23 protein-coding genes and 1 pseudogene are annotated in these 24,738 nt (G+C 65.3%); 19 read left to right on the plus strand and 5 right to left on the minus strand.

Going from position 1 to position 24,738, the window contains the following annotated elements; translation table 11 throughout:
- Positions 1-193 precede the first annotated feature (193 nt).
- Positions 194-1,795: a tetratricopeptide repeat protein gene (locus tag XH84_RS09395; protein ID WP_128922096.1), complete on the plus strand. Its 1,602-nt coding sequence runs from the start codon at positions 194-196 to the stop codon at positions 1,793-1,795.
- Between the two features lie 22 nt (positions 1,796-1,817).
- Positions 1,818-2,381: a hypothetical protein gene (locus tag XH84_RS09400; RefSeq protein WP_128922095.1), complete on the plus strand. Its 564-nt coding sequence runs from the start codon at positions 1,818-1,820 to the stop codon at positions 2,379-2,381.
- A 343-nt stretch (positions 2,382-2,724) separates the two neighbouring features.
- Here the strand turns inward: XH84_RS09400 and XH84_RS09405 are convergent, their stop codons facing one another.
- Both XH84_RS09405 and XH84_RS09410 read right to left on the minus strand, forming a co-directional pair.
- Positions 2,725-4,149, minus strand: a complete 1,425-nt coding sequence (locus XH84_RS09405) for a methyl-accepting chemotaxis protein (RefSeq protein WP_128922094.1) — start codon at positions 4,147-4,149, stop codon at positions 2,725-2,727.
- A gap of 107 nt (positions 4,150-4,256) precedes the next feature.
- Positions 4,257-6,005, minus strand: a complete 1,749-nt coding sequence (locus XH84_RS09410; protein ID WP_128922093.1) for a methyl-accepting chemotaxis protein — start codon at positions 6,003-6,005, stop codon at positions 4,257-4,259.
- 218 nt (positions 6,006-6,223) lie between these two features.
- Between XH84_RS09410 and XH84_RS09415 the strand changes: the two genes are divergently transcribed.
- The 7 genes from XH84_RS09415 to XH84_RS09445 all read left to right on the plus strand — a co-directional run bounded on the left by XH84_RS09415 (position 6,224) and on the right by XH84_RS09445 (position 11,495).
- Positions 6,224-6,970 (plus strand): YebC/PmpR family DNA-binding transcriptional regulator, encoded by a 747-nt coding sequence (locus XH84_RS09415; protein ID WP_128922092.1) that lies wholly within the window; start codon positions 6,224-6,226, stop codon positions 6,968-6,970.
- A gap of 213 nt (positions 6,971-7,183) precedes the next feature.
- Entirely contained in the window at positions 7,184-7,711 is a 528-nt protein-coding gene (gene ruvC / locus XH84_RS09420) for a crossover junction endodeoxyribonuclease RuvC (RefSeq protein ID WP_128922091.1), read from the plus strand.
- A complete protein-coding gene (gene ruvA, locus XH84_RS09425; RefSeq protein WP_128922090.1) occupies positions 7,708-8,325 on the plus strand; it encodes a Holliday junction branch migration protein RuvA in 618 nt (205 codons plus the stop codon). The genes ruvC and ruvA overlap by 4 nt, the downstream gene beginning before the upstream one ends.
- A gap of 20 nt (positions 8,326-8,345) precedes the next feature.
- A complete protein-coding gene (gene ruvB / locus XH84_RS09430) occupies positions 8,346-9,380 on the plus strand; it encodes a Holliday junction branch migration DNA helicase RuvB (protein WP_206734178.1) in 1,035 nt (344 codons plus the stop codon).
- A gap of 129 nt (positions 9,381-9,509) precedes the next feature.
- Entirely contained in the window at positions 9,510-10,430 is a 921-nt protein-coding gene (locus tag XH84_RS09435) for a metallophosphoesterase (RefSeq protein ID WP_128922088.1), read from the plus strand.
- A 69-nt stretch (positions 10,431-10,499) separates the two neighbouring features.
- Positions 10,500-10,949 (plus strand): tol-pal system-associated acyl-CoA thioesterase, encoded by a 450-nt coding sequence (gene ybgC, locus XH84_RS09440; RefSeq protein WP_128922087.1) that lies wholly within the window; start codon positions 10,500-10,502, stop codon positions 10,947-10,949.
- A gap of 78 nt (positions 10,950-11,027) precedes the next feature.
- Positions 11,028-11,495 (plus strand): nuclear transport factor 2 family protein, encoded by a 468-nt coding sequence (locus tag XH84_RS09445; protein WP_128922086.1) that lies wholly within the window; start codon positions 11,028-11,030, stop codon positions 11,493-11,495.
- Between the two features lie 112 nt (positions 11,496-11,607).
- Here XH84_RS09445 and XH84_RS09450 read toward each other — a convergent pair whose 3' ends face one another.
- Together XH84_RS09450 and XH84_RS09455 are read right to left on the minus strand one after the other, a co-directional pair.
- Positions 11,608-12,327: a type 1 glutamine amidotransferase gene (locus tag XH84_RS09450; protein ID WP_128922085.1), complete on the minus strand. Its 720-nt coding sequence runs from the start codon at positions 12,325-12,327 to the stop codon at positions 11,608-11,610.
- A 29-nt stretch (positions 12,328-12,356) separates the two neighbouring features.
- Complete coding sequence (locus XH84_RS09455) at positions 12,357-13,283, minus strand: LysR family transcriptional regulator (RefSeq protein ID WP_128922084.1); 927 nt, start codon at positions 13,281-13,283, stop codon at positions 12,357-12,359.
- Between the two features lie 151 nt (positions 13,284-13,434).
- Between XH84_RS09455 and XH84_RS09460 the strand changes: the two genes are divergently transcribed.
- The 9 genes and pseudogenes from XH84_RS09460 (at position 13,435) to XH84_RS09500 (ending at position 22,435) form a co-directional block, all read left to right on the plus strand.
- On the plus strand, positions 13,435-14,391 hold the full coding sequence (locus XH84_RS09460; RefSeq protein WP_128922083.1) for an N-carbamoyl-D-amino-acid hydrolase: 957 nt from the start codon (positions 13,435-13,437) through the stop codon (positions 14,389-14,391).
- A gap of 49 nt (positions 14,392-14,440) precedes the next feature.
- Positions 14,441-15,268 carry an ABC transporter substrate-binding protein gene (locus XH84_RS09465; RefSeq protein WP_128922082.1) on the plus strand — a complete coding sequence of 276 codons (828 nt, stop codon included), beginning with the start codon at positions 14,441-14,443 and terminating at the stop codon, positions 15,266-15,268.
- Complete coding sequence (locus XH84_RS09470; protein WP_164936591.1) at positions 15,265-16,122, plus strand: amino acid ABC transporter permease; 858 nt, start codon at positions 15,265-15,267, stop codon at positions 16,120-16,122. Before XH84_RS09465 ends, XH84_RS09470 begins: the two co-directional genes overlap by 4 nt.
- A pseudogene (locus XH84_RS09475) lies at positions 16,119-16,881 on the plus strand (amino acid ABC transporter ATP-binding protein). The gene XH84_RS09470 and the pseudogene XH84_RS09475 overlap by 4 nt, the downstream one beginning before the upstream one ends.
- Before the next feature lie 14 nt (positions 16,882-16,895).
- Entirely contained in the window at positions 16,896-17,711 is an 816-nt protein-coding gene (locus tag XH84_RS09480) for an ABC transporter substrate-binding protein (protein WP_164936590.1), read from the plus strand.
- The gene (locus XH84_RS09485) at positions 17,698-18,582 is read left to right on the plus strand and encodes a polysaccharide deacetylase family protein (protein WP_128922079.1); all 885 of its coding nucleotides are present in this window, start codon (positions 17,698-17,700) and stop codon (positions 18,580-18,582) included. The genes XH84_RS09480 and XH84_RS09485 overlap by 14 nt, the downstream gene beginning before the upstream one ends.
- A gap of 8 nt (positions 18,583-18,590) precedes the next feature.
- A complete protein-coding gene (locus XH84_RS09490) occupies positions 18,591-19,247 on the plus strand; it encodes an aspartate/glutamate racemase family protein (RefSeq protein ID WP_128922078.1) in 657 nt (218 codons plus the stop codon).
- Positions 19,248-19,481: 234 nt separating this feature from the next.
- Positions 19,482-21,065 (plus strand): ABC transporter substrate-binding protein, encoded by a 1,584-nt coding sequence (locus XH84_RS09495; RefSeq protein ID WP_128922077.1) that lies wholly within the window; start codon positions 19,482-19,484, stop codon positions 21,063-21,065.
- Entirely contained in the window at positions 21,062-22,435 is a 1,374-nt protein-coding gene (locus XH84_RS09500) for an amidohydrolase family protein (protein ID WP_128922076.1), read from the plus strand. Before XH84_RS09495 ends, XH84_RS09500 begins: the two co-directional genes overlap by 4 nt.
- 93 nt (positions 22,436-22,528) lie before the next feature.
- Here the strand turns inward: XH84_RS09500 and XH84_RS09505 are convergent, their stop codons facing one another.
- Entirely contained in the window at positions 22,529-23,428 is a 900-nt protein-coding gene (locus tag XH84_RS09505; protein WP_128922075.1) for a LysR substrate-binding domain-containing protein, read from the minus strand.
- Positions 23,429-23,701: 273 nt separating this feature from the next.
- Here XH84_RS09505 and XH84_RS09510 point away from each other — a divergent pair, with 273 nt between their 5' ends.
- Positions 23,702-24,736, plus strand: coding sequence for an ABC transporter substrate-binding protein (locus XH84_RS09510; RefSeq protein WP_164936589.1), 1,035 nt, complete (start codon positions 23,702-23,704; stop codon positions 24,734-24,736).
- Positions 24,737-24,738: the final 2 nt, after the last annotated feature.

The raw sequence follows: 24,738 nt of genomic DNA on the forward strand, positions 1-24,738 counted from the left end.
GATTTCGCTCACGGAGCCTGACAGGCGTGCTTCCCTAATGCAAATTTGTCCGCTCCTATTGACTCGCCTCGCGAATGGGCAAATCCTTCCAACAACGCAATTGCCGTCGCCAATTTCAGCACTACGAACTTCTGCGCCTCGGACTTTATCGGCGCTATCCGACTCAATTTTCTGAATAGAAACGGAGGGGCCGATGCGCGCGCTCGCCTTGAGAACCGTCTCTCTTCTTACCCTCATTATCCAGGGCTCGATCTCTGCCACGCCTGCCGCACGCGCGGAGGATGGGACCGACGAGCAGTTTGGCAAGGTTCACTTCCAGACCTCCTGCAATGAATTGGCGCAGCGCCGCTTTGACCGCGGGATGCGCTATCAGCACTCGTTCTGGTACCGGCCCGCGAAAGAGATTTTCGAGGAGACGTTGCAGGCAGATCCGGAATGCGCGATCGCCTATTGGGGCATTGCCCTGAGCCTGCTGTATAATCCGCATTTTCCCGCGCCGAAGGAAAACCTCACCGAGGGCCTCGCCGCGCTGCAGAAGGCCAAGGCACTCGGCGCCAAGAGCGAACGTGAACGCGACTATATCGATGCGCTGCTGGCCTTCTATTCGGGCGACGAAAAGACGACGTTTGGCCAACGCGCGCAGGCCTATCTCAAGGCAACCGAAGCCGTCGCCGCGCGCTATCCTGATGATGACGAGGCGCAGATCGCCTACGCCATTACGCTGAATGTCACGGCCTCACCAAACGACAAGACCTATGCTAACCAGCTCAAGGGCGCTGCCATCCTGGAGCCGATCTTCAAGCGGCAGCCGCGCCACCCCGGCGTCGCGCATTACCTGATCCACCTCTACGACTATCCGGCGATCGCCGAGCGAGGTCTCGACGCTGCCAAGCGCTATTCCGAGATCGCGCCGGCGGCGCCGCACGCTTTGCATATGCCGTCGCACATCTTCACGCGCGTCGGCTACTGGAACGAATCCATCGAGGCCAATAGCCGTTCCGCCAAGGCTGCCAAGGAGGGCAAGGACCCCAGCGAGCAGCTGCATGCCGACGACTATATGGTCTACGCCCTGCTCCAGCTTGCGCAGGACAGCCGAGCTCGCGACGTCATCGCGGACATGGTTGCGACCACGGGTTATGCGCCGGCCGTCCGCGCTGGTCCCTACGCGATAGCGGCCAGCCAGGCGCGCTATATGGTTGAGCGCGGCGATTGGGAGGGCGCCGCCGCGCTGAAGGTTGAGCCGAGCCGGTTTGCCTATGTCGATGCGATCACCTATTTCGCCCGCGCCCTTGGCGCCGCGCGCTCCGGCAATGCAGACGCAGCAACGGCGGACATCGCCAAGCTGGCGGAGCTGCGGGACAAGCTGCAGCAGGACAAGGATGCGTATTGGGCCGAGATCGTCGACATTCAGCGGCAGGTCGCCACAGCCTGGCAGCTCAATGCCCAGGGAAAACAGGCGGACGCGTTGGAAGCGATGCGCCTTGCCGCCGATGCCGAAGACAAGACCGAAAAATCCATCGTGACGCCGGGACCGCTTGCCCCGGCACGCGAGCTTTACGGGACGATGCTGCTCGAACGCGGCATGGCGACGGAGGCATTGGCCGCGTTCGAAAGCACCATGCGCAAGGAGCCGAACCGCTTTGGCGCGACGATCGGCGCCGCTCACGCCGCCGAGAAAGCGGGTGACGCCGTGAAGGCGCGTCAGTACTATGCGAAAGTCGTCGACATGGCGCGCAATGGCGACTCCTCGCGGGAGGACCTCGCGGCCGCACGAAAGTTCATGGCCCAGAATTAGCAAAAGTGCCGTGGCAGCTTCCATGCGCCTGACAAGCAAATTCGTTGCGATCGGCGCAGCCACCGCACTGCTCTGCGCAGTTGCTGCGGTCTGGACATTGCGATCCGGCGAACCAGCACGCGCTACAGCGGCACTCGGCGAGGTCCGCCCGGTGTGGTCAGAAACCGACTGGCCTTTCGGCGCAGATCCTTGGGGGAAAGGAAAGGCATTCCGCTGCAAAGCCGAGGATTGCGGCGGCGAGGTCCAGCTCTACGTTCGCGCCAAGCTCGGGTTTTGCAATTGCGTCACCGGCGTCGCCGACGATGACGACCTCGAGAAAATGGGCGACCTAGCGCTGATTGGCAAGGCAACGCCGATCGGTGCCGGTCGAGAGATCATCGTCGGTCCGATGCGCGGCCGCAGCCGGCCCTATCGCGTCGAGGGAAATCGCAACGCGCTCTCACTCGCCTTCAATCAGCGCTGCGACATGGTGGCCGCCACGGCTTTGGTTGGATCGGGCGCGCCCGCGTCACTGGAACCGGCGGTGCTGGCATTCCTCAATAGCGACCGCATGTTGAAATGGGCCGAGATCGCGCTTGGCTTGTAACTCAGGGCGGTTCGGCTTCCGTCTGACTGCAGGACCTTCTCCGCTTGGCCTGAGCAACGTTAGCATTAAGGTCATGTGCGAGCGTGTGAGGGCTCTCCGCGCGAGATGAATCGAGTCGCAGCCGGCTACGCGGCCTTCTCCCACGAGGCAGCAAAAGGCCCAAATGCGCGATTTCGGAATATTCGTATTGTGTCCTGTTTTGCCCGGACGCGTCAACCGCGTCGCCGCTTCTTCGGGCCTGCTCGCGTAAGCCTTTGATTTCGCTGGTCCCGGCTACTGTGCATGGGGTTGTTTTTCAGCTTTTGATTTGAGGGCGCCGTCGCGCAAGGCGCCTCGCGGGCCGTCAGCCCTGCCGAAAACCCATCCGGAATGCGCCCCAGTGCTTGCCGCGGACTATGATCGGTGAGGACAGATCCTTCATCAGCACGAACTGCCCGCCGCCCATGTCGCGGCGGTAGGTCTGGAGCAGGAACGGCTTGGTGTTGCCTGCGACCTTCTTCACGGTGCGATCGTTGAACAGGCGGCGGTTGCGGCAATTGGCGTTATTCCAGACGGGGTCCTTGCCCTGCGGCAGGCGGTAGTTCGGATTGTGGGTCGGCAGGTAGCCGCTCCGCGCCCAGGCCACGCAGTAGACGATGCGCGGATCCGATTTCTGGATCGGGTCCTGGATCGCGGGCAGCACGCGGTCGGTGAATTCGACGTAGTTGGTGAGGTACTGCTTCGGATCGGTGCCGGGAATTTCGCGATAGGTCTCGTCGAGCAGCTGCTCGAGCGTGATGTCGCCGCGATCGATGGCGGCGTCGAACTCGGCCGAGATCCGCTTCGCGGTCTCGACCACGATTCGGATCAGCGGCGTGTCCGACGTTTCCACGCCGCTGTCGGCGATCAGTGCGATCAGGCCTTCGGATGTGTCGAGCAGTTTCGCCACCCGCTCGTCGGCATTCTTGAGGTCACGCGAGGAGAGGTCGACGCCCTTGGCGAGCTCGTTGAGCTCGCTGATGACGGTGTCGCAATGGCCGAGATTGGAGGTCGCCGCGCGCGTGACGCTGCCGATCTCCGCTTCCACCGATGCAAATCCCTGCTGGACGCGCGAGATGATGCCGGAAATCTGCTGGGCGCCTTCGCCCGCGGTCTTGGCGCGCTGCGAGGCGTCGCTGCTCTCGCCGATCAGGCCTTCGATCTGGCCGTCGAGATCGCGCACGGTGTCGGAGATCTGGTGCGTGGCCTGGCGGGTGGCTTCCGCGAGGTTCTTCACTTCGCTTGCGACCACCGCGAAGCCGCGGCCGGCATTGCCGGCGCGGGCGGCTTCGATGGTCGCGTTCAGGGCGAGCAGATTGGTCTGCTTGGCGATCGCCTCGATCGAGCCGGACACTTTCGCGACCTGCGCCAGCGCCGAGCCGACCGCGCTGAGGCGCGCCTCGATCCGCTCCACGGCTGCGACCAGCTCGGAGATATGGCTGACTGCGGTGTCGACGGCGCTGCGTGACTGCGCGATCTCGCCGACCGCCGCTGACGTGGTGGTTTGCACGGCCTGCGATGCATTGGCGATGTCGTGGTTGGCCGAGACCATCGTCTCGGCCGTCTTCTGCAGGTGATGGAAGCGTTCCGACTGGTTTGCGACGCGGGTTGCGACTTCCTGGACGTTGCCGGCAATATCGGCGAGTTCCACGCCGAGGCCGCCGATGCGGTCGGCGAGCTGATCAATCAGCCGTTCGGCCAGCGTCCGGTTGGATGCGGTGTCCAATACTGCAAGTTGTGCGGCGGACATGTCTTGGGCTTCCTCCAGTCAGAGCCGTTCGCCGGCCCTCCGCGGCATTCCCATTCCAGCTGCGACTTAGAGGATGATTCGGGGACGGCGTCTTGCCTGAGCGTGCACTACAGTTTGTAGGCGGTGCGGAATCCGCCCCAGTGCCGGCCCTGCACGCGGATCGGGACGTCGATCTCGCGCATCATGACCGTGTTGCCGTTGCCCATGTCGCGCGCATAGCTCTGGACCAGGTACGATCGCAGGTTGCGCGCGGCAGCTAACCCCGCCGGATCGTTGAATATCCGCCGGTTGCGGCTGTTGGCCGTATTCCAGGCGACGTCGCCCGGCCGCTGCGGATGCGAATAGATCTTGTTGTGCACCGGCAGGAAGCCGTTGCGGTCGACCATGGCGCAGAACGCCATGCGCGGGTCCTTTGCCAGAAAGGCTTCCTGGAACGGCGGCAGGGCGCGGTCGGCCCAGTCGAGATATTTCGTGCGGTATTGCTGCGGATTGGTGCCGGCGATCTCGGCATAGTCGGTGTCGAAAAGGTCGTCGATCCTGACCTCGCCGCGGGCAACGGCCTGCTCGAAGATCTTCGTCAACGCGTTGCCCGCCTCCATGGCGCGGGTAACGAACTCCGTGTTCTCTTCGTGGATCGACCAGAGCTTGTCCTCGATCTTTTCGCGGAGCTCGGCATTGGGGCCGGCGAACTGCGCGCGGGCGCCGGCCTTGGACTGCTCGATCACGCGCAGGCGACAGGCGCCGACGTCTTCGAGAGTGCCTTCGATCGTCGCTTGCGGTGCAAGCCGGCTTGCGTCCGCGCCGCCGATCAGCACGCCGTCCATCGAGATTTCATAGACCGGCATCATGCCGCGCGCGCTCTCGAACTTGAGATGACAGGGCAGCCGCTCGGTCTTGCGGCGATCGTCGTGCTCGCTCTGGCGCAGCAGCACGGCGCAGCGCGACTTCAGCTTTTGTGCGAAGGTGGTGACGGCCTTGCCGGCACTGGCGACGTTCTCGCCATGGCTCTCGGCTGCCTTCGTCGCGGCGTCGATCTCGGCCGCGCTCTCGCCGACCGAGACGATGAACTCCGAGGCGCTCGCGGCGTTACCGGAGACTTCGCTGGTGGTGGCGTTCTGTTCGGCGACCGCCCCGTTGACGGTCTCGAACACCGGGCGGATCGCCTCGATCGCCTGCGAAATGCGGTGCACGGCATCCGCAGAGCCGGCGGCGTCGCGCTGAAGTGCGTCGATCTTCTTTGTGATCTCTTCCGTCGCGCCTTGCGTCTGCACCGCGAGGGCCTTGACCTCGGTTGCGACGACCGCGAAGCCTTTTCCCGCAGCGCCCGCGCGTGCAGCCTCGATCGTCGAATTGAGTGCGAGCAGCGTCGTCTGCCGCGCGATCTGCGCGATCAGATTGACGACGTTGCCGATGGCGGCAGAGGATTCGCGCAAGCGATCGACATTGGCGCGGGCTTCCTGCGCCGCGGCGCTGGCCTCGTCGGCGAGCTTGCCGGCCTCGCGAACCTGCGCCCCGATTCCCAGCGCGGATTGGGTGAACTTGTCGGCGGCATGGGCGAAGGTGGATGCGGTCGATTGCGCGGCGTTGGTGCGGCCGGTCAGGGCATCTGTGCGGTCACGAATGGCGGCCAGCGTTGTCGCGGTCGCTTCGGCGCCGCCGGCCACCGAATTGGCGGCGCGTTCGAGCTGGCGGATCATGGCGCCGAGCTCGAGTTCCAGCAGCTCCAGGATTTCCCGCGCCGAATCAGTTTCGGCCGCGGCTGCGGGCTCGGAAGGGGCCGCCGGCTGCGGAGCCGCGGGGGCGGCCGCAGGCGCAGCCTGGTCCGATAGCCGCTTCCGAAATAGTCCGAACGCCATCAGCTCTCTCTTGTCGGGGAACGGTCGGACGCTATTTTCGCAGGTCGGAATGAAATCAGGGTTAACAATGCCCGATCTCTAGGCATCGGCCATTATGGTGGCTGCCTTTACAGTGCTACCTTAGGGCAGCAGATCCCTTTGATTCCGGTGGGGTGGCGGCCTATAAGGCCGCGCTTCCCACGCTCATCTTTGGCTGACGATTCCTCAAGAGACCACGCATGGCCGGACATTCCCAATTCAAGAACATCATGCACCGCAAGGGGCGGCAGGATGCCCAGAAGTCGAAGCTGTTCGGCAAGCTGGCGCGGGAAATCACGGTCGCCGCCAAGCTCGGCACGCCCGACCCCGGCATGAACCCCCGTCTGCGCGCCGCCGTGATCGCCGCGCGCCAGGAGAACATGCCGAAGGACAATATCGAGCGCGCCATCAAGAAGGCGCTCGGCAGCGATGGCGAGAACTATGACGAGATCCGCTACGAGGGTTATGGCCCCGGCGGCGTCGCCGTCATCGTCGAGGCGCTGACCGACAACCGCAACCGCGCCGCCTCCGACATCCGCTCCTTCTTCACCAAGTCCGGCGGCAATCTCGGCGAAACCGGCTCGGTCTCCTTCATGTTCGATCGCACCGGCGTCATCGAATACGACCGCGCCGTTGCTTCCGACGACGCCGTGCTCGATGCCGCGATCGAAGCCGGCGCCGACGACGTCGTCTCCGGCGAAGGCGGCCACGAGATCTACGCCTCGACCGAAGGTTATCGCGACGTCGCCAAGGCGCTGGAGGCCAAGTTCGGCGAACCGCGCAAAGCCGCGTTGATCTGGAAGCCGCAGAACACTGTTACGGTCGACGACGAGACCGGCGAGAAGCTGCTCAAGCTGATGGATTTGCTCAACGAGCACGACGACGTCCAGAACGTCTACGCCAATTTCGAGGTGTCGGACGCGCTGATGGCGAAGATGGGTGGCTGAAGTCGTTCTCGTGTCCCGGACGCGCTGCAGCGTGAAACGCTGCTGCGCAGAGCCGGGACCCACTGTTCGCTAGGGATCGGTGGCAAAATGGGCCCCGGTTCAGCGCCGCACCGCTTCGCGCTGCGTCGCGCCCGGGGCACGAGACCGCCTTTCCCCTGTTACTTCCGTTCTGTTTCTGTTTCCCTGCGCCCGGCCAGCCGCTATCACTGGCCCATGACTGCGCTCCCGATTCGTGGCCCCGTTCGCATCATCGGCATCGACCCCGGCCTGCGCCGCACCGGTTGGGGCGTGATCGAGGCTGACGGCAACCGCCTGATCTATGTGGCCTGCGGCTCGGTGGAACCGCCGAGCGACCTGCCGCTGTCGAGCCGGCTGCTCGCGATCCATGCAGGGCTCGCGGCCGTGCTCTCGAACCATCAGCCAATGGAAGCCGCGGTCGAGCAGACCTTCGTCAACAAGGACGGCGTCGCCACACTCAAACTCGGTCAGGCCCGCGGCGTCGCCATGCTGGCGCCCGCAATGTTCGGCATCTCGGTCGCCGAATACGCGCCCAATCAGGTCAAGAAGACCGTCGTCGGCGCCGGTCACGCCGAGAAGGCCCAGATCGCGATGATGTTGAAGATCCTGCTGCCGAAGGCCGAGCCGCCGTCAGCCGACGCCGCCGACGCGCTCGCCATCGCCATCACCCACGCCCATCACCGCCAGAGCACGGCGCTCAGGTTGAGGGTGGCGAGCCTATGATCGGCAAGCTCAAGGGCCTGATCGATTCCTACGGCGAGGATTTCGTCATCCTCGACGTCGGCGGCGTCGGCTATCAGGTGCACTGCTCCTCGCGCACGCTGCAGCATCTGCCCTCGCCCGGCGAGGCCGCCGTGCTCTCGATCGAGACCTACGTCCGCGAAGATCAAATCAAACTGTTCGGCTTCCGCACCGATCAGGAGCGCGAATGGTTTCGCCTGCTCCAGACCGTGCAGGGCGTCGGCGCCAAGGTTGCGCTCGCCGTGCTCGGCACGCTGGCGCCGGCCGATCTCGCCAATGCGATTGCGTTGCGCGACAAGGCAGCGGTGTCGCGCACGCCCGGCGTCGGCCCCAAGGTCGCCGAGCGCATCGTCACCGAACTGAAGGACAAGGCGCCGGCCTTCGCCAATGTCGATCCCGCCGTCGTGCACCTCGCCGGTGCCGTCGACGACCATCGCGCACCGCGTCCGGTAGCGGACGCGATCTCCGCGCTGGTCAATCTCGGCTACGGCCAGCCGCAGGCCGCCGCGGCCATCGCGTCGGCCTCGCGTAGCGCGGGCGAAGGTGCCGAGACGGCGCAGCTCATTCGCCTCGGCCTGAAGGAATTGGCTAAGTGAGCGATCCCAAAGCCAGCCGCATGGTCTCGCCCGAGCGCCGCAGCGACGATGTCGGCGACACCGCGCTGCGGCCGCAATCGCTGTCCGATTTCGTCGGCCAGCAGCAGGCGCGCAAGAACCTCTCCATCTTCATCGAGGCGGCGCGCAAGCGTGGCGAGGCGCTGGATCACGTGCTGTTCGTGGGTCCGCCGGGACTCGGCAAGACCACGCTGGCGCAGATCGTGGCGAAAGAGCTCGGCGTCGGCTTTCGCGCCACCTCAGGGCCAGTGATCGCCAAGGCCGGCGATCTCGCCGCGCTGCTGACCAATCTCGAAGAGCGCGACGTGCTCTTCATCGACGAGATTCATCGCCTGAGCCCGGCGGTGGAAGAGGTGCTCTATCCCGCGATGGAGGACTTTCAGCTCGACCTCATCATCGGCGAGGGCCCGGCGGCGCGCTCGGTGAAGATCGAGCTGTCGAAATTCACGCTCATCGGCGCCACCACGCGCGCCGGCCTGCTCACCAATCCCTTGCGCGATCGCTTCGGCATTCCGGTGCGGCTGAATTTCTACACCATCGAGGAATTGGAAAGCATCGTCAGCCGCGGCGCGCGCGTGCTCAATGTCGGCATGAGCGCGGACGGCGCCAACGAGATCGCGCGCCGCGCCCGCGGCACGCCGCGCATCGCCGGGCGCCTGCTCCGTCGCGTGCGCGACTTCGCCTCGGCGGCCGATGCGGACAAGATCGATCGCAAGATCGCAGACCACGCGCTGAGCGCGCTCGAGGTCGACGCCGCGGGCCTCGACGCCATGGATCGCCGCTATCTCACGACCATCGCGATGAACTATGGCGGCGGCCCGGTCGGCGTCGAGACCATGGCCGCGGCACTGTCCGAGCCGCGCGACGCGATCGAGGACATCATCGAGCCGTATCTGATCCAGTGCGGCTACCTCCAGCGTACTCCGCGCGGCCGCTTGCTCACCTCGCATGCCTTCCGCCATCTCGGCATCGCCGAGCCGTCGCGCGATGCGGCGGCACAGTTCGGCCTGTTCGGGACGGATGAGAGCGACGACTGATCTGCGCAAACGCCGCGCGCTCCTTTTGTCATGAATTTCCGGTCATCTCGTGCAGACGATCTGCACGAGCGCACCCCAATTCCGCTCCAATCGGACCGCATCAAGAGGGCGCATCTCGATCGGGTTTCCATGATCACGCGCCGTCATCTCATTCGTTCCATCGGCGGCCTGTCCGCCCTCGGCGTTTCGACCGCTGCCTACGGCGTGGGCGTCGAGCCGGTGCTGCGGCTCCGCGTCACCCGCTATCATCCGACGCCGCGGCAATGGCCTGCGGATCTTCCGCTGAAGATCGCCGCCATCGCCGACATCCATGCCTGCGATCCCTGGATGTCGCTGGAGCGGATCGAGGGCATCGTCGAGCGCACCAATGCGCTGAAGGCCGACCTCGTCGTGCTGCTTGGTGACTATGTCGCCGGTCTTCACCAGGTCACGCGCCTCATTCCGTCGCGCGAATGGGCGAGGGTGCTGGCCGGCCTCAAGGCGCCGCTCGGCGTCCATGCGGTGATGGGCAATCACGATTATTGGGACGACAAGACCGTGCAGCGCGCGGGGCACGGGCCAACCATCGCGCATTGGGCGCTGGAGGCAGCCGGCATTCCCGTCTACGAGAACGACGTCGTGCGCCTTTCCAAGGACGGCCGCCCGTTCTGGCTTGCCGGGCTCGGCGATCAGCTGGCCTACTATCCCGCAAAGCGCTTTGGCCGCGTCCACAGGCTTGGTGCCGACGATCTCGCAGGCACGCTGGCGAAGGTCACCGACGATGCGCCGGTCATCCTGCTCGCACATGAACCCAACATCGCGCCACTGGTACCTGCGCGCGTCGCGCTGCAATTGTCCGGCCACACCCATGGCGGCCAGGTTCGCTTGCTCGGCTGGTCGCCGGCCGTCTCGCCGAAACACGGCGTCCGCCTCGCCTATGGTCACTTCCGGCTGAGATGCGACCTCATCGTTTCCGGCGGCCTCGGTTGCAGCATCATGCCGGTCCGCGTCGGCGTGCCGCCTGAGATCGTCGAGGTGACGCTGGGAAGGTCAGGGCTGGTTGTGTCCTGACAGGCTTGCGCGGTCGGCCGTTTTTGCGCAGAACGGGGTCGGTTACCGACAAGCGAAGAGGCTCGCGACGTGACAGCTCATCTCGACGGCGAGATCCGCGACGGCCGGCACCACATGCAGGTCCGCGTCTATTACGAGGACACGGATTTTTCCGGCATCGTCTATCACGCCAATTATCTGCGCTACATGGAGCGTGGACGCACCAATCATCTGCGCTTGATGGGCGCCGAGCAGCAGGCGCTGTTCGAGCAGGCCGAGACGGAAGGCACGGGCTTCGCCTTCGTGGTGCGCTCGATGCATCTGGATTTCCTCAAGCCCGCGCGGATGGACGACGTGCTCGACGTCGTGACCTGGCCGGTCGCGGTGAAGGGCGCCTCGATCATGCTGGCGCAGGAGGTGCGGCGCGGTGAAGACGTGCTGGTGAAAGCCGAGGTCCGCGTCGCCTTCATCAGCGGCGGCCGCGCCCAGCCGATCCCGAAATCGATCCGCACGCTGATGAAGGCCGATTTGGTTTCGTGATCGCCCGATTTGTGATGGCCTATCGACTCCGTCAAACGGGGCGATAGATTGCGGCCTCAATCAACCGATGAGGCCACCATGTCGCGCCCGCCGCTTCCGCCCTTCACCCGTGAGACCGCAGCGCAAAAGGCGCGCATGGCAGAGGACGCCTGGAATTCACGCGACCCGGTGCGCGTCTCGCTCGCCTACACCGAGGACAGCCGCTGGCGCAATCGCTCCGAGGTGTTTCAGGGCCGCGAAGCGATCGTCGCCTTCCTCACCCGCAAATGGGAGAAGGAGCAGGACTATCGCCTGATCAAGGACCTCTGGGCCTTCGACGAGAACCGCATTGCGGTGCGTTTCCAGTACGAGTGGCACGATGGAAACGGCCAGTGGTATCGCTCCTACGGCAACGAGCAGTGGGAGTTCGACGAGCACGGCCTGATGAAACGGCGCGAGGCGTCGATCAACGACATCGCGATTGCGGAAAAGGATCGCCGGTTTCACTGGCCGGCGCCGGGGCCACGGCCGGCCGATGTCGCGGGACTGGGAAGCGATCCGTTTTGAAGAACTCTCACTCCTCATGGTGAGGAGCCGCGAAGCGGCGTCTCGAACCATGCAGGCCCCGCTGCCGCAGTGGGGCCTCGATCCTTCGAGACGCGCGCGAAGAGCGCGCTCCTCAGGATGAGGGGATGGATTTGCGTGCCAGAAACCGCGTAATTGCCCCACCGAGCTTCGCGTTGTCCATCGGTTCCGCCAGCGATGCTCGCGCTGTTGCGACGACATCGTCCGGCGCCTTGCCGTCGCGCAGCTCGCAGCATATTTGCGCGAACTCGACGTCGAACTCCGGATGCGGCTGCACGGTCAGCGTCGTGCCGTTAGCGTAGAGCAGACCGGCATGCGGGGCGAACTCCGACGACAGGATCGTCAGCGCATCGTTCGGGGGTTCAATCACCTGGTCCTGATGCGAGGCGGCGATCGCAATGGCTTCGCCGTCGACGACGCCGTTCTCCGGCAGCACTTGATAGACGTGCCGGCCGATGCCCCAGCCCTTCTCCGACTTGCGCACGGTGCCGCCGAGCGCCTGGGCGATCAGCTGATGACCGAAGCAGACGCCGACCATCGGTGTCTTGCTGGCGTAGGCGGCCCGCACGAAATCTTCCAGCGGCGCGATCCAGTCGAGGCCGTCATAGACTCCGGCAGCGGCGCCGGTGATCAGGACGGCCTCAAGCTTGCTCGGATCGGGAAGCGTATCGCCATTCGGGATGCTGATGACCTCGATTGTGGCGGCCGGGTCCTCGGTGCGGACCATGCGGGCGAACATATCGGGAAAGGAACCGTGGCGCCCGCGGTATTTTTCCGGGACCTCTCCGGTCTCGATGATGGTGATGCGTGCCATGTGCCTCCCAAAGTCAAAGGTTGCGAAGCTCAGTCGCTTTCTGCCCCATGTTGCTGGTGTGGCGCTGTGCGCGCCAGCAGCGTGCTCTCCTTGCGGACCTCGTTAAGAAAAGCCTTGGCGAGGCGCGACAGCGGCTCGGCTTCCGACCATAGCATATAGGCGACCGCGTGCGTCGTCGGCGCGAACGGCCGCACCACGAGGCCGCTGCCGCCGTTCTGCCGCGGCGAGAACGGGTCGACCACCGCGGCGCCGACGCCGGCGGCAGCCAGCACGCAGGCCGTGTTGCAATAGCGCACCTCGACGGTCGGCTGGAACGGCGCACCGGCCCGGGCAAAGCTATCGCGCACGGCTTCGCCGAGCCGTGTGCCGCGCTCCAGCCCGATGAAGGGCAGGCCGGAAAGGTCGGAAGCGGAGATCACCGGCCTATCAACGAGGGGATGCTGCTGCGGCAGCACGCAGACCATCTCACCCGTGTGTACCACCTCATGCGCGATGCCGGGATGACGCGTCAGGCCGAGCGCGAAGCCGAGCTCGGCGACGCGGCTGAGCACGCCCTCGATGATGCCCTCATAGCGGCGCACGTCGAAGAACACGCGGGTCCCCGGGCGGCGGCGCAGGAAGCCTGACAGCGCGGACGGAATGATGCTGTAGGCGAGCGGCGGCGTCGCCACGATGGCAAGATGGCCGGAGCGGTTCTCGCGCAGATCGCGCACACGGTTCTCCAGCTTGGCGTGCAGCGCGAAGATGGCTTCGCTCTCCTTGTAGAGCGCCATCGCTTCCGCGGTCGGAAACAGCCGGTTGTTGACCCGCTCGAACAATGCAAAGCCCGCCTGCGCCTCCATCGTCTTCAGCGCATTGCTGACCGCGGGCTGCGACAGTGCCAGCTCGTCCGCTGCCGCCACCGTGGTGCGGTGGCGGATGACGGCACGCAGGATCTCGAGCTGACGCAGGTTCATATCACTGCCGGTTATACTCAGGGCCAAAACATCATAGCAGAACGAATTGATTTTGCAGCCCCGCTCGCCCGTAATGGCAGCGGATTTGCGCGTCGCATCAATGGGTTCGTTCGCCCATTGAGGCAGCACTGCGCACAGATTGGAGGCAATCTTGGTTCGCGTCCTTCGCGCCGCCGCTGCCCAGATGGGGCCGACGCAAAAAGCCGATACGCGCGAGCATACGTTGTGGCGGATGCTGGCATTGCTGGAGGAGGCGGCCGGCCGCGGCGCCAGCCTCGTGGTGTTTCCCGAGCTTGCCTTCACCACCTTCTTTCCGCGCTGGCTGCTGGAGGGCGAAGCGCTCGACCGTTATTTCGAGCGCGGCATGCCGAACCCGGCGGTGGCCAAGCTGTTCGATCGCGCGCGAGCGCTGCGCGTCGGCTTCTATGTCGGCTATGCCGAGCTGACGCCGGAGCGCCGGCGCTACAATTGCTCCATCCTGGTCGATCGCGACGGCGAGATTTTGGGCCGCTATCGCAAGGTGCATCTGCCGGGTTCGGTCGAGCCTCGCGAGGGCGCACGCTATCAGCAGCTCGAGAAGCGCTATTTTGAATATGGCGACCTCGGCTTTCCCGCTTTCCGCGCGGGATCGGCCTGGGCTCATGCCATCATGGGCATGATGATCTGCAACGATCGGCGCTGGCCGGAATCCTGGCGCGTGCTCGGTCTGCAAGGCGTCGAGCTCGTCTGCATCGGCTACAATTCGGCCGCCTACGATCCCAACGGCGGCACGACCGAAGACGGCGCCTTGCGTACCTTCCACTCGACCTTGGTGACGCAGGCCAATGCCTACATGAACGCGACCTGGGCGATCTCGGTGGCGAAGGCGGGTGAGGAGGACGGCTCCGGGTTGATCGGCGGCTCCTGCATCGTCGATCCAAATGGCCGCATCGTCGCGCAGGCGCAGACGCTCGCCGATGAGGTAATCGTTGCCGACATCGATCTCGATCTGTGCCGCCAGGGCAAGGACAAGATGTTCAATTTCGCCGCCCATCGGCGGCCCGAGCAATACAGGGTGATCACCGAACGCGCCGGCGTCATCGAGCCGGCCGTTCTCGACGCGGACTGACCAAATGGCACGGCAATAGGACCGGCCAACCGTTGGCAAAGGAGCTGACATGACACGCCTCTCGCATTTCCTTGGGCTGGCAGCCCTGGCCGCCGTGACGTCGGCGCAGGCGGCCGAGCTTCCGGCGGAAATCAGGCAGGCGGGCACGTTGAAGCTCACGGTCAACTCCACCTACGCGCCGATGGAATATCGCGATCCCGCGACGGGCGAGCTGGTCGGGCTCGACATCGATCTTGCGAGCGAGCTCGCCAAGCGGCTCGGCAGCCTGAAGATCGTCTGGAGCGAGACGCCGTTCGCCGAGCTGATCCCCTCGCTCCAGACCAAGCGTGCCGATTTCATCATCTCCGGCATTTCCGACCGCGCCTCGCGGCGCGAGACCGCCGATTTCGTCGACTATCTTGCGACCGGCCCGCAGTTCTTCGTGATGGCGGACAATGCGGCCAAGGACGCGACCGATCTCTGCGGCAGGAAGGTCGGCACCACCCGCAGCACCAGCTTTCCGGTTGAGATCGAGAAGTGGAGCAAGCAGAATTGCGAGCCGACCGGCAAACCGGCGATCCAGTACGTGCCCGGTGAGAACTCGATCGACGTCCGCAACCAGCTCAAGCAGGGGCGCATCGATGCCGCCGTGCAGGGCAGCGAGACGCTGCCATATGCCCAGACGCAGGAGCCCGGCAAATACCGCGTCGTCGGCGAGCCCTTCGCCAAAGGTTATCAAGGCATCATGTTCCGCAAGGACGATGCAGCCTTGCGCGAGGCGGTCACGGAAAAACTCGCGGCGATGATCGCTGACGGCTCCTACGAGGCGATTCTCGACAAATGGGGGCTGGGCGCCAACGCTATCGCAAAACCCATGCTGAACGCGGCGCCGCAATGAAGCCGGCGCCGGCACTCGCGGAGGGGTTTCCCGATCTGTCGGGGATGCGGATCGCGCGCGAGCCGCACTGGTTTCGCTGGCTCAGCGCGGCCCTGATCGTGCTCGTGCTGGCCGCGATCGTGCGCGCCTTCGCGGGCGGCCAGATCGAATGGTCCTATGTCAGCCGTTTCCTGACCGCAAAGGTCATCCTCGAAGGCATCGTCAACACCATGGTGATGGCGGTGCTGGCAATGGCGCTCGGGATCTTCCTCGGCATCGTCGTGGCGATCATGCGGCTGTCGCCCAATCCGGTGCTGAAGACGGTCGCGGCCGGTTACACCTGGCTGTTCCGCGGCACCCCGCTGATCCTGCAATTGCTGCTGTGGTTCAATCTCGCGCTGGTGTTTCCGACCATCGGCATTCCCGGGCTGTGGAGTGCGCGCGCCGTCGACGTCATGACGCCGTTCCTCGCCGCGCTGCTCGGGCTCGGCATCAACCAGGGCGCCTACACCTCCGAGGTGATGCGCGCCGGCATGCTGTCGGTCGATATCGGGCAATATGAAGCGGCGCAGGCGATCGGCATGGGGCGGCTGCGCGCGCTGCGGCGGATCGTGCTGCCGCAGGCGATGCGGGTGGTGATTCCGCCGCTCGGCAACGAGTTCATCGGCATGGTGAAGGCCACCTCGCTCGCCAGCGTCATTCAATATCCCGAGCTGCTGCACAACGCCGAAAACATCTATTACGCCAATTCCCGCGTCATCGAGCTCTTGATCGTCGCCGGGCTCTGGTACCTGCTCGTGGTCTCGATCCTGACCCCGCTCCAGATGCTGCTCGAACGCCGCTTTGCCCGCGGCACATTGCGGCTGGCGCGATGACAAAGCCCCTGGTCGCGATCCGCTCCGTAGCCAAGAATTTTGGAGAGTTCCAGGCTCTCAGAAGCGTCTCGCTCGACGTCTGGCCCGGCGAGGTGATGTGCCATCGGCGCCTCCGGCTCCGGCAAGACCACGCTGCTCCGCTGCATCAACCAGCTCGCCACGATCGATGCCGGCGGCATCTGGCTCGATGGCGAGCTGCTCGGGGTGCGCGAGCAGGGCGGGAAGCTCCATCGCCTCAGCGAGCGCGAGATCGGGCGGCAGCGGCTCAAGACCGGCATGGTGTTCCAGCGCTTCAATCTGTTCCCGCACAAGACCGCGCTGGAGAACATCATCGAAGGTCCGGTCCAGGTTCAGGGACGCAAGGTCGAGGAAGTGCGCGCCGAAGCACTCGAGTTGCTCCGCCGCGTTGGATTGTCCGCGAAGGCGGACTGGTATCCGGCCCAGCTCTCCGGCGGCCAGCAGCAGCGCGTCGCGATCGCGCGAGCGCTCGCCATGAAGCCGATGCTGATGCTGTTCGACGAGCCGACCAGCGCGCTCGATCCCGAACTCGTCGGCGAGGTGCTCGCCGTCATGAAGGAATTGGCGAAGAGCGGCATGACCATGATGGTGGTGACGCACGAGCTCGGCTTTGCGCGCGAGGTCGCGGACCGCGTCGTCTACATGGACCAGGGCGCGATCGTGGAGCAGGGGCGCGCCTGCGACGTGTTGGGCGCGCCGCGCGAGGCGCGAACCAAGGCATTTCTTGCGGCTGTGATCTGAATGGGGGCGTGTTGATGAAGAGGTTTTTGGTTGCGGCGGCGTTCCTGGGTGCCATGAGCTTGCCGGTGATGGCGATCGAGCTGCCCGCGGAGATCGCCAAGCGCGGCAGCATCAAGGTGGCGCTGGTGCCGAACTATCCGCCGATGGAGTTCCGCGATCCCGCCACCAACGCGCTCTCCGGCTTCGATGTCGAGTTCGGTGAGGCGATCGGCCGCAAGCTCGGCGTCAAGATCGAATGGCAGGAGACGAGTTTCGCCGAGTTCATGCCGTCGATCGCGACGAGGCGGGCGGATGCGATCCTGTCGGGCTTCACCGACTATGCGAGCCGGCATGAGACCGCGACCTTCGTCGACTATCTTCGCAGCGGCCCGCGCTTCTTCGTGCAGCAATCGCGCGCGGCGGAGTTCAAGGATGCCGCCGCGCTCTGCGGCAAGAAGGTCGGTGCCAGCCGCCGCACCATGTTCCCGGCCCAGATCGCGGCGTGGAGCGAGAAGAGCTGCGGCAGCAATCCGATCGTGTTCGTCGGCACCGACGGCTCGGCGGATGCCCGCACCCAGCTCAGGCAGGGGCGTATCGACGCCGCCGTGCAGGGCGATGAGACGCTACCCTACATCATGGATCAGGAGCCCGGCGCCTATGCGCCGGTGGGCCAGACCCTTGCGCAGCAATTCACCGGCATTGCCCTGCCGGTGAAGGAGAAGGCGCTTCATCAGGCGATGCTGGAGGCTGTCGATGCGCTGATCGCGGACGGCACTTACAAGACCCTGCTGGCGAAGTGGAAACTGAGCGATAACGCAATCGAGAAGGCGACCATCAATGCTGGACAGTAAGGCACTCCAGAGCATCCCGCTCGTCCCTGCCAATACCGCCGATCCGGCGCCGGACTATCCCTGGCCGAAGCCGTATAATTCGGCGATGTTCCTGTCGTTCGACGTGGACGCGGAGAGCGCGTGGACCAGCAAGGACGCAGTGCATGCGCAGAGGCTGATCACCATGAGCTATGGCGGTTATGAGGCGCGCGTCGGCACGCCGAAGCTGCTGGAGCTGCTGGATCAGCTCGATCTCAAGGCCACGTTCTTCGTGACGGGGTGGTCGGTCGATGCGCATCCGGCGATGGCCGAGTCGATCCTCAAGGCCGGCCACGAGATCGGCCATCACGGCTATCATCATCTGCTGCCTGATCCGGGCGATCCCTGGATCGAGGAGGAGCTGGAACGTGGCTTCGAGGCGCTGAAGCGCCGGCTCGGCGTCAAGCCGACCGGTTACCGCGCGCCTTACGGCGAGTTCACCGAGGAGCTGCGCGTCGCGCTGGTGCGTCACGGCATCGTCTATACGTCCTCGTTCCGCGATGACGTCAGGCCCTATCGCCATCGTCTCGCCGACGGCAAGCCTGGCACGATCGAGCTGCCAGTCACGGCGAGCTACGATGACTGGATGCACGGCCTGTCCGCACGCTTCAGCCCGCGCTCGATCTTTCCCAAGGAGCATGTGCTCTCAATGTGGAAGGACGAGCTGGACGAGGTCCGCGACTGGGGCGCGATGGTCACGACCGTGCTGCATCCGCAGTGCAGCGGCCGGCCGATGCGGCTGCGCCTGCTGCGCGAGTTCCTGACTTACGCAAAGTCGTGCCCGGACGTCTGGATCACCACGGGTGAGAAGATCGCGGAAAACTTCCTGCGCCACGAGGCGGCGAGCCGTTGAGTCCCGTCATGAGCCGTCGCCGCATCCTCGTCATCAACCCCAACTCCTCGGCGTCGGTGACGGCGGCGATCGACGACGCGGTTGCGCCGCTGCGGATCGCCGGCGGACCTGACATCGAGGTGACCGGGCTTCCCGAGGGCCCGCCGGGCATCAGCTCGCAGCGCGATGCCGACAGCGTGGTGATGCCGCTGGTCAATCGCGTCACGCGCGACGATGCAGATGCTTTCGTGCTCGCCTGCTTCAGCGATCCCGGCCTGCATGCGGTGCGTGAAGCCGCCGGCGGCCGCCCCGTCATGGGCATCGCCGAGTGCGGCATCTTTCGCGCGCTGATGCTGGGCGAGCGCTTTGGCGTGATCGCGCTGTCGCCGTCGAGCATCCGCCGCCAGCAACGGATGGCGCGGGTGATGGGCGTCGATAGCCGCTATGCCGGAAGCTGGTCGGTCGGCGCGAGCGCAGCGGAAACCGCGGGCGCGGACATTCGTGGACGGTTGATCGATGCCGCCCGCGCCCTGGTCACGCAATGCCGTGCCGATGTCGTGGTGATGGGCTGCGCCGGCATGGTCTCGCATCGTGCGGCGATCGCGGAGGCGATCGGCGTGCCGGTGGTTGAGCCGGCGCAACAGGCGGTGGCCGCTGCGATCGGTGCGGTGTTGCTCAATGCGTAACATGCGAATGATGAAGCCGCGTTCTCTTGACACCCGCTCTGGCCGCGCACTCGCTGCGACCTCTCCCGCTTGCGGGAGAGGTCGCGCCGAAGGCGCGGGTGAGGGCTCTCTCCTCTTGGGGGCCCTCGCCTGCGGAGGCACCCTCTCCCCAGCCCTCCCCCGCAAGCGGGGGAGGGAGCGCGCTGCCGTTGCGGCTGCACATCGCGACACTTAGACACTTAGGAGCCTCCTGCAATGCCTATCTCCCGCCGTTCGCTCCTCAAGGCCGCCGCAGCCATGCCGGCGTTATCGCTGCCCGGCATCGTGCGCGCCGAATCCCAGACCACCCTGCGCTTCATCCCGGTGATCGATCTCGCTTTCGTCGATCCCATCTACTCGACCGCGCAGGTGTCGCGAAACCATGGCTTCATGGTCTACGACACACTCTACGGCATGAGCTCCTCGCTCCAGGTTTCGCCGCAGATGCTGTCGGGCCACGTCATCTCCGGCGACGAGCTTCAGTGGGACCTCACGCTTCGCGACGGCCTGTTCTGGCACGATGGCGAGCGCGTGCTCGCGCGCGACTGCGTCGCCAGCATCCGTCGCTGGGCCGCGCGCGACGGCTTTGGCGGCGAGCTGATGGAGGCGACCGCCGAGCTTTCGGCCGCAGGCGACCGCACCATCCGTTTCCGTCTCAAGCGTCCGTTCCCGCTGCTGCCGCAGGCGCTCGGCAAGGCCGCGATCAACGCCTGCTTCATGATGCCGGAGCGATTGGCGAGCCAGGATCCCTTCAAGCCGCTGACCGAAGTGATCGGCAGCGGCCCGTTCCGCTATCTCGCTGATGAACGCGTGCAGGGCGCGCGCAACGCCTACGCCAAGTTCGAGCGCTATCAGCCGCGCACTGACGGCAAGCCGGATTGGACCGCCGGGCCGAAGATCGCGCATTACGATCGCGTGGTCTGGACCACCACGCCCGACGCCGGCACTGGCGTTGCTGCGCTCCAGACCGGCGAGCAGGATTGGCAGGAGACCACGCCGCATGACCTCTTGCCGGTCATCAAGGCCGCCGGCGACATCGAGACGCGCATCCTCGATCCCCGCGGCTATGCCTGCATGCTGCGGCTCAATCATCTGCAGCCGCCGTTCGACAATCCCGCGATCCGCCGCGCGTTGCTGGGCGCGATCGATCAGGCGGCATTCATGACTGCCGTTGCGGGCACCGATCCTGCCTTCCAGGTCTCGCCGATCGGCTACTTCGCGCCCGGCACACCGATGGCGAGCGAGGTCGGCCTCGACGTGTTCCGCGGCCCACGCGACTACGCCAAGGTCAGGGCCGACCTGAAAGCCGCCGGCTACAATGGCGAGAAGATCGTGGTGCTCGTGCCCACCAACTCGCTGGCGCAGAAACCGCTTGGCGAGATCGCCGTGGACTCGCTTCGCAAGGCCGGCATGAACGTGGAATATGCCGGGCTCGATTTCGCCGTCGTGTTGCAGCGTCAACTCAAGAAGGACCCGATCGGGCAGGGCGGCTGGAGCGCTGCGGTCGGCAACTGGCAGGGCATCGACTGGCTCAATCCGGCCGGCAACACCAATATCCGCGGCGAAGGCAAGGTTGCCGGCTGGTATGCGAGCGAGAAGATGGGGTCCTTGCGCAGCCAGTGGCTGGCGGCGTCCGAGCTCGCCGAGCAGCAGCGCGTCTGCCGCGAGATCCAGGCGGTGGCGTTTGAGGAAATCCCCTATATTCCGATCGGTCTGTACAAGCAGCCGACCGCTTATCGCAAAGCCATCACCGGTATTCTCGACGGCACGGCCGTGTTCTGGAACGTACGCCCCGCATGAGCACGATCGCAATTTTCGGCAGCTATGTGCTGTCGCGGAAAGATGGCGCGCAGGACGTGCTGCGCGACCACTGGGTTCTGATCGAAGGCAAGACAATCGCCGCGGTCACGCCGGACAAGCCGCGCGCGGATCGGGTCTACGACCGTCCCGGCCGCTTCGTGCTGCCGGGCCTGCTCAATCTGCACAATCACTGCTTCTCCGAGGCCGTGGCGCGCAGCCATACCGAGGACGGCAACGGCCGCAAGAACAACCAGAGCATCGTTTACACCGTGCTGCTGCCGCTGACCAAGCGCGGCGCCGAGATCCTGTCGGCCGAAGAACGCATGGCGGTGGCGCGGCTCGGCATCCTCCAGCTGCTCAAGGGCGGCGCCACCACGGCGATGGAGCCGTTCCGCAATTCGATTCCGGAAATGTTCGACGCGGCGGAAGAGATGGGCATCCGCTTCTACGGCGCGCCCTATCTGTTCTCGACGTCGGACGCCAAGGCCGGCCCCGACGGTGTGGTGCGCTATTCCGGCGATGACGGCGCCGCCGACTTGGCGACATGGGATGCGCTCTACCAGCGCTGGAACGATCGCGGCGACGGCCGCATCGGCCTCGCCATGAGCCCGCATGCCACCGACACCTGCGGCCCGGATCTGCTGAAGGCCTGCGCGACGCGGGCGCGCGAGCTCGGCGTTCCCATCACCACGCACATGGCGCAGAGCCGCGCCGAGGTCGAGACCATCGGCAAGCGCTACGGCGGCCGCACGCCGGCGCAGTACCTGGACTGGCTCGGCCTGCTGGCGCCTGACCTGATGGCGGCGCACTGCATGTTCAGCAGCGACGACGATCTCAAGCTGATGGCCGCGCGCGGCATGACCGTTCTGAATTGCCCGCGCGTGTTCGCGCGCGCCGGCGTCACCGCGGCGTTCAGCCGGTTCGCGGAGCACGGCGTGCGCACGGTGGTCGGCACCGACGGCTACAATATGGACCTGCTCGGCGAGCTCAACGCGGCGTCGTTGATCTCCAAGATCACCTCGGCGCGCCCTGACGTCGCGAACTCGCCCGAGTTGATCGAGGCGAACACGGCGGTGGCCGCCGACGTCATCAAGCGGCCGGATCTCGGCCGGATCGAGCCGGGTGCAACCGCCGACCTCACCGTGGTCGATCTCACCCATCCGCATCTTCAGCCGTTGTTCGATCCGCGCCGCGCGCTGATCGCGCTCGCCAACCGCGCCAATGTCGATCAGGTGATCGTCGATGGCCGCGTGCTCATCGATGCCGGCCGCTATCTCGGCGCTGACGAAGCGGCGATCACGGTCGCGGGCACCGCCGCGATCGGCAAGATCTGGGATCTGCCGGAGGCGCAGGCGGCGTTCAACGGCTGATTGTTCTGGCGAAGGAAGTGCGCTCCCTCTCCCGCAAGCGGGAGAGGTTGCAGCGACCCTGCGGCCGGATCGTCCGACCCAAGAGCATTCGGCCTAATCGTCGAATTCGGCGAGCGCCTTGCGCATGGTCTCGACCAGGTCCAGCGCCACCGGCGAGGGACTGCGCTGCGCCGGGAAGACGGCGGAGAATTCGAAGTCAATGCGTGGCAGGAAGCGACGCGCGACCACGCCGCGGGTGGAGAATTCCCTCGCGGTGAAAGGGTCGCAGATCGCGACGCCAAGCCCTGACGACACCATGCCACACATGATCTCCGACAACGTGGTCTCGACCCTGAGCACGCGGCGGACCTCGTGACGATTGAACACCTGGTCGACGAGATGCCGGCTCGATGATCCCGCCGACAATGAGATGAACGTCTCGCCTTCGAAATCGCGCGGCTCCAGGACGTCCTTCTCCGTAAGGCGATGACCTGTCGGCAGCACCGCGACGCGCGCGGGCGCCGGCAGTCGCAGGCTCGGCAGCCCGGAATGGGCGATCGGCACCTCGGCAAAGCCGATGTCGCATTGATTGTTCAGAACCCAGTCGACCACGATCGGAGAGATCACGCCGAAGAAAGCAAGGTTGAGGTTCGGCCGCTCCTGCAGGAAGTGTCCGGCCAGGCGCGGCAGATAGCCGTTCGCAAGCGCCGGCAGCGCGGCGATGCGCAGCGAGCCGGTGCGGCGGCCGCGGATTTCCTCGGCCGCCGCACTGATGCGTTCGAGGCCGACGAACGAGCGCTCGACCTCGGTATAGAGCGCCATCGCCGCCGCGGTCGGCACGAGGCCGGTGCCGCGCCGCTCGAACAGCTCCATTTTCAACAGGGCCTGGAGGTCGCGCAGCAACCGGCTGACCGCGGGCTGCGTCACCACCATCAGCTTCGCAGCCTCCGTGACGCTGCCGGTCAGCATCATCGCGCGGAAGGCCTCCACCTGCCGCGAATTGATCCGCGCCATCCCGCAATCCAATCATAACATTTCGGCATGCAGAGGGTGCCATTATTCATTGGACGATGGAAGTATACGTCTGCGATCTTTTTCATCAGAGCTGGAGCCAGCTCGCATTTTCGGCAGATTGGAGGGGTTCAAACCTCCAAATCGCGCCAAAACCCGCCGAACAGGGGCCGGAGCCCTGGTCTGAGAGGGATTTGCGCGGAAGGAAATGCGGAAGGCGCCCCGGCCGGAGACTTGTCGGCACGTCACCTCATTCCGGTATGGAGATCGGTCCACATGAAGACTTTTCGCCTTCTGACCGCGGTCAGCATCGCAGCGCTCATTGCCGCCCCGTCAGCCGCCTCGGCCCAGCAAAAGACTCTCTACGTCGCCGGCTATGGCGGCTCGTTCGAGAAGACCATCCGCGACGAAGTAGTCCCAGCCTTCGAGAAGGAGAACGGCGTCAAGGTCGAATACGTCGCCGGCAACTCCACCGACACGCTGGCCAAGCTGCAGGCGCAGAAGGGCAACCAGCAGATCGACGTCGCCATCGTCGATGACGGCCCGATGTACCAGGCGATCCAGCTCGGCTTCTGCGGCAAGCTCGATGGCCTGCCCGCCGATCTCTACGACGCCGCGCGCTTCAAGGACGATCGTGCCGTCGCCATCGGTATCGTCGCGACCGGCCTGATGTACAACACCAAGGTGTTCAAGGAGAAAGGCTGGGCGCCGCCGACCTCCTGGAACGACCTGAAGGACACGAAATACGCCAAGCAGCTCGTGATCCCGCCGATCAACAACACTTACGGTCTCGAAGCGCTGGTGATGTTGTCGAAGATGAACGGCGGCGGCGAGACCAACGTCGATTCCGGCTTCAAGATCTTCAAGGAACAGATCAATCCGAACGTGCTCGCCTATGAGCCGTCGCCCGGCAAGATGACCGAGCTGTTCCAGTCCGGTCAGGCCGTGATCGCGGTGTGGGGGACCGGCCGCGTGCAGAGCTTTGCCAATACCGGCTTCCCCGTCGACTTCGTCTATCCCAAGGAAGGCGCTGCGACGCTGCTGACGACGGCGTGTCCGATCGCCAAGCCCAATGCCTCGCCGCTGGCGGCAAGCTTCGTCAAGATGCTGCTCGATCCAAAAATCCAGCTCGTGATGCTGAAGGATTACGGCTACGGCCCGGTGCTGAAATCGCTGGTGATCCCGCCCGAGCTCGGCAAGATGGCGCCGATCGGCGAGCGCGCGGCAAAGCTCTACAATCCGGACTGGACCGTCATCAACGAGAAGCGCGAGGAGTGGACCAAGCGCTGGAATCGCGAGGTCGAGCGCTGATC

This window comes from Bradyrhizobium nanningense, assembly GCF_004114535.1.
Taxonomy (GTDB): domain Bacteria; phylum Pseudomonadota; class Alphaproteobacteria; order Rhizobiales; family Xanthobacteraceae; genus Bradyrhizobium; species Bradyrhizobium nanningense.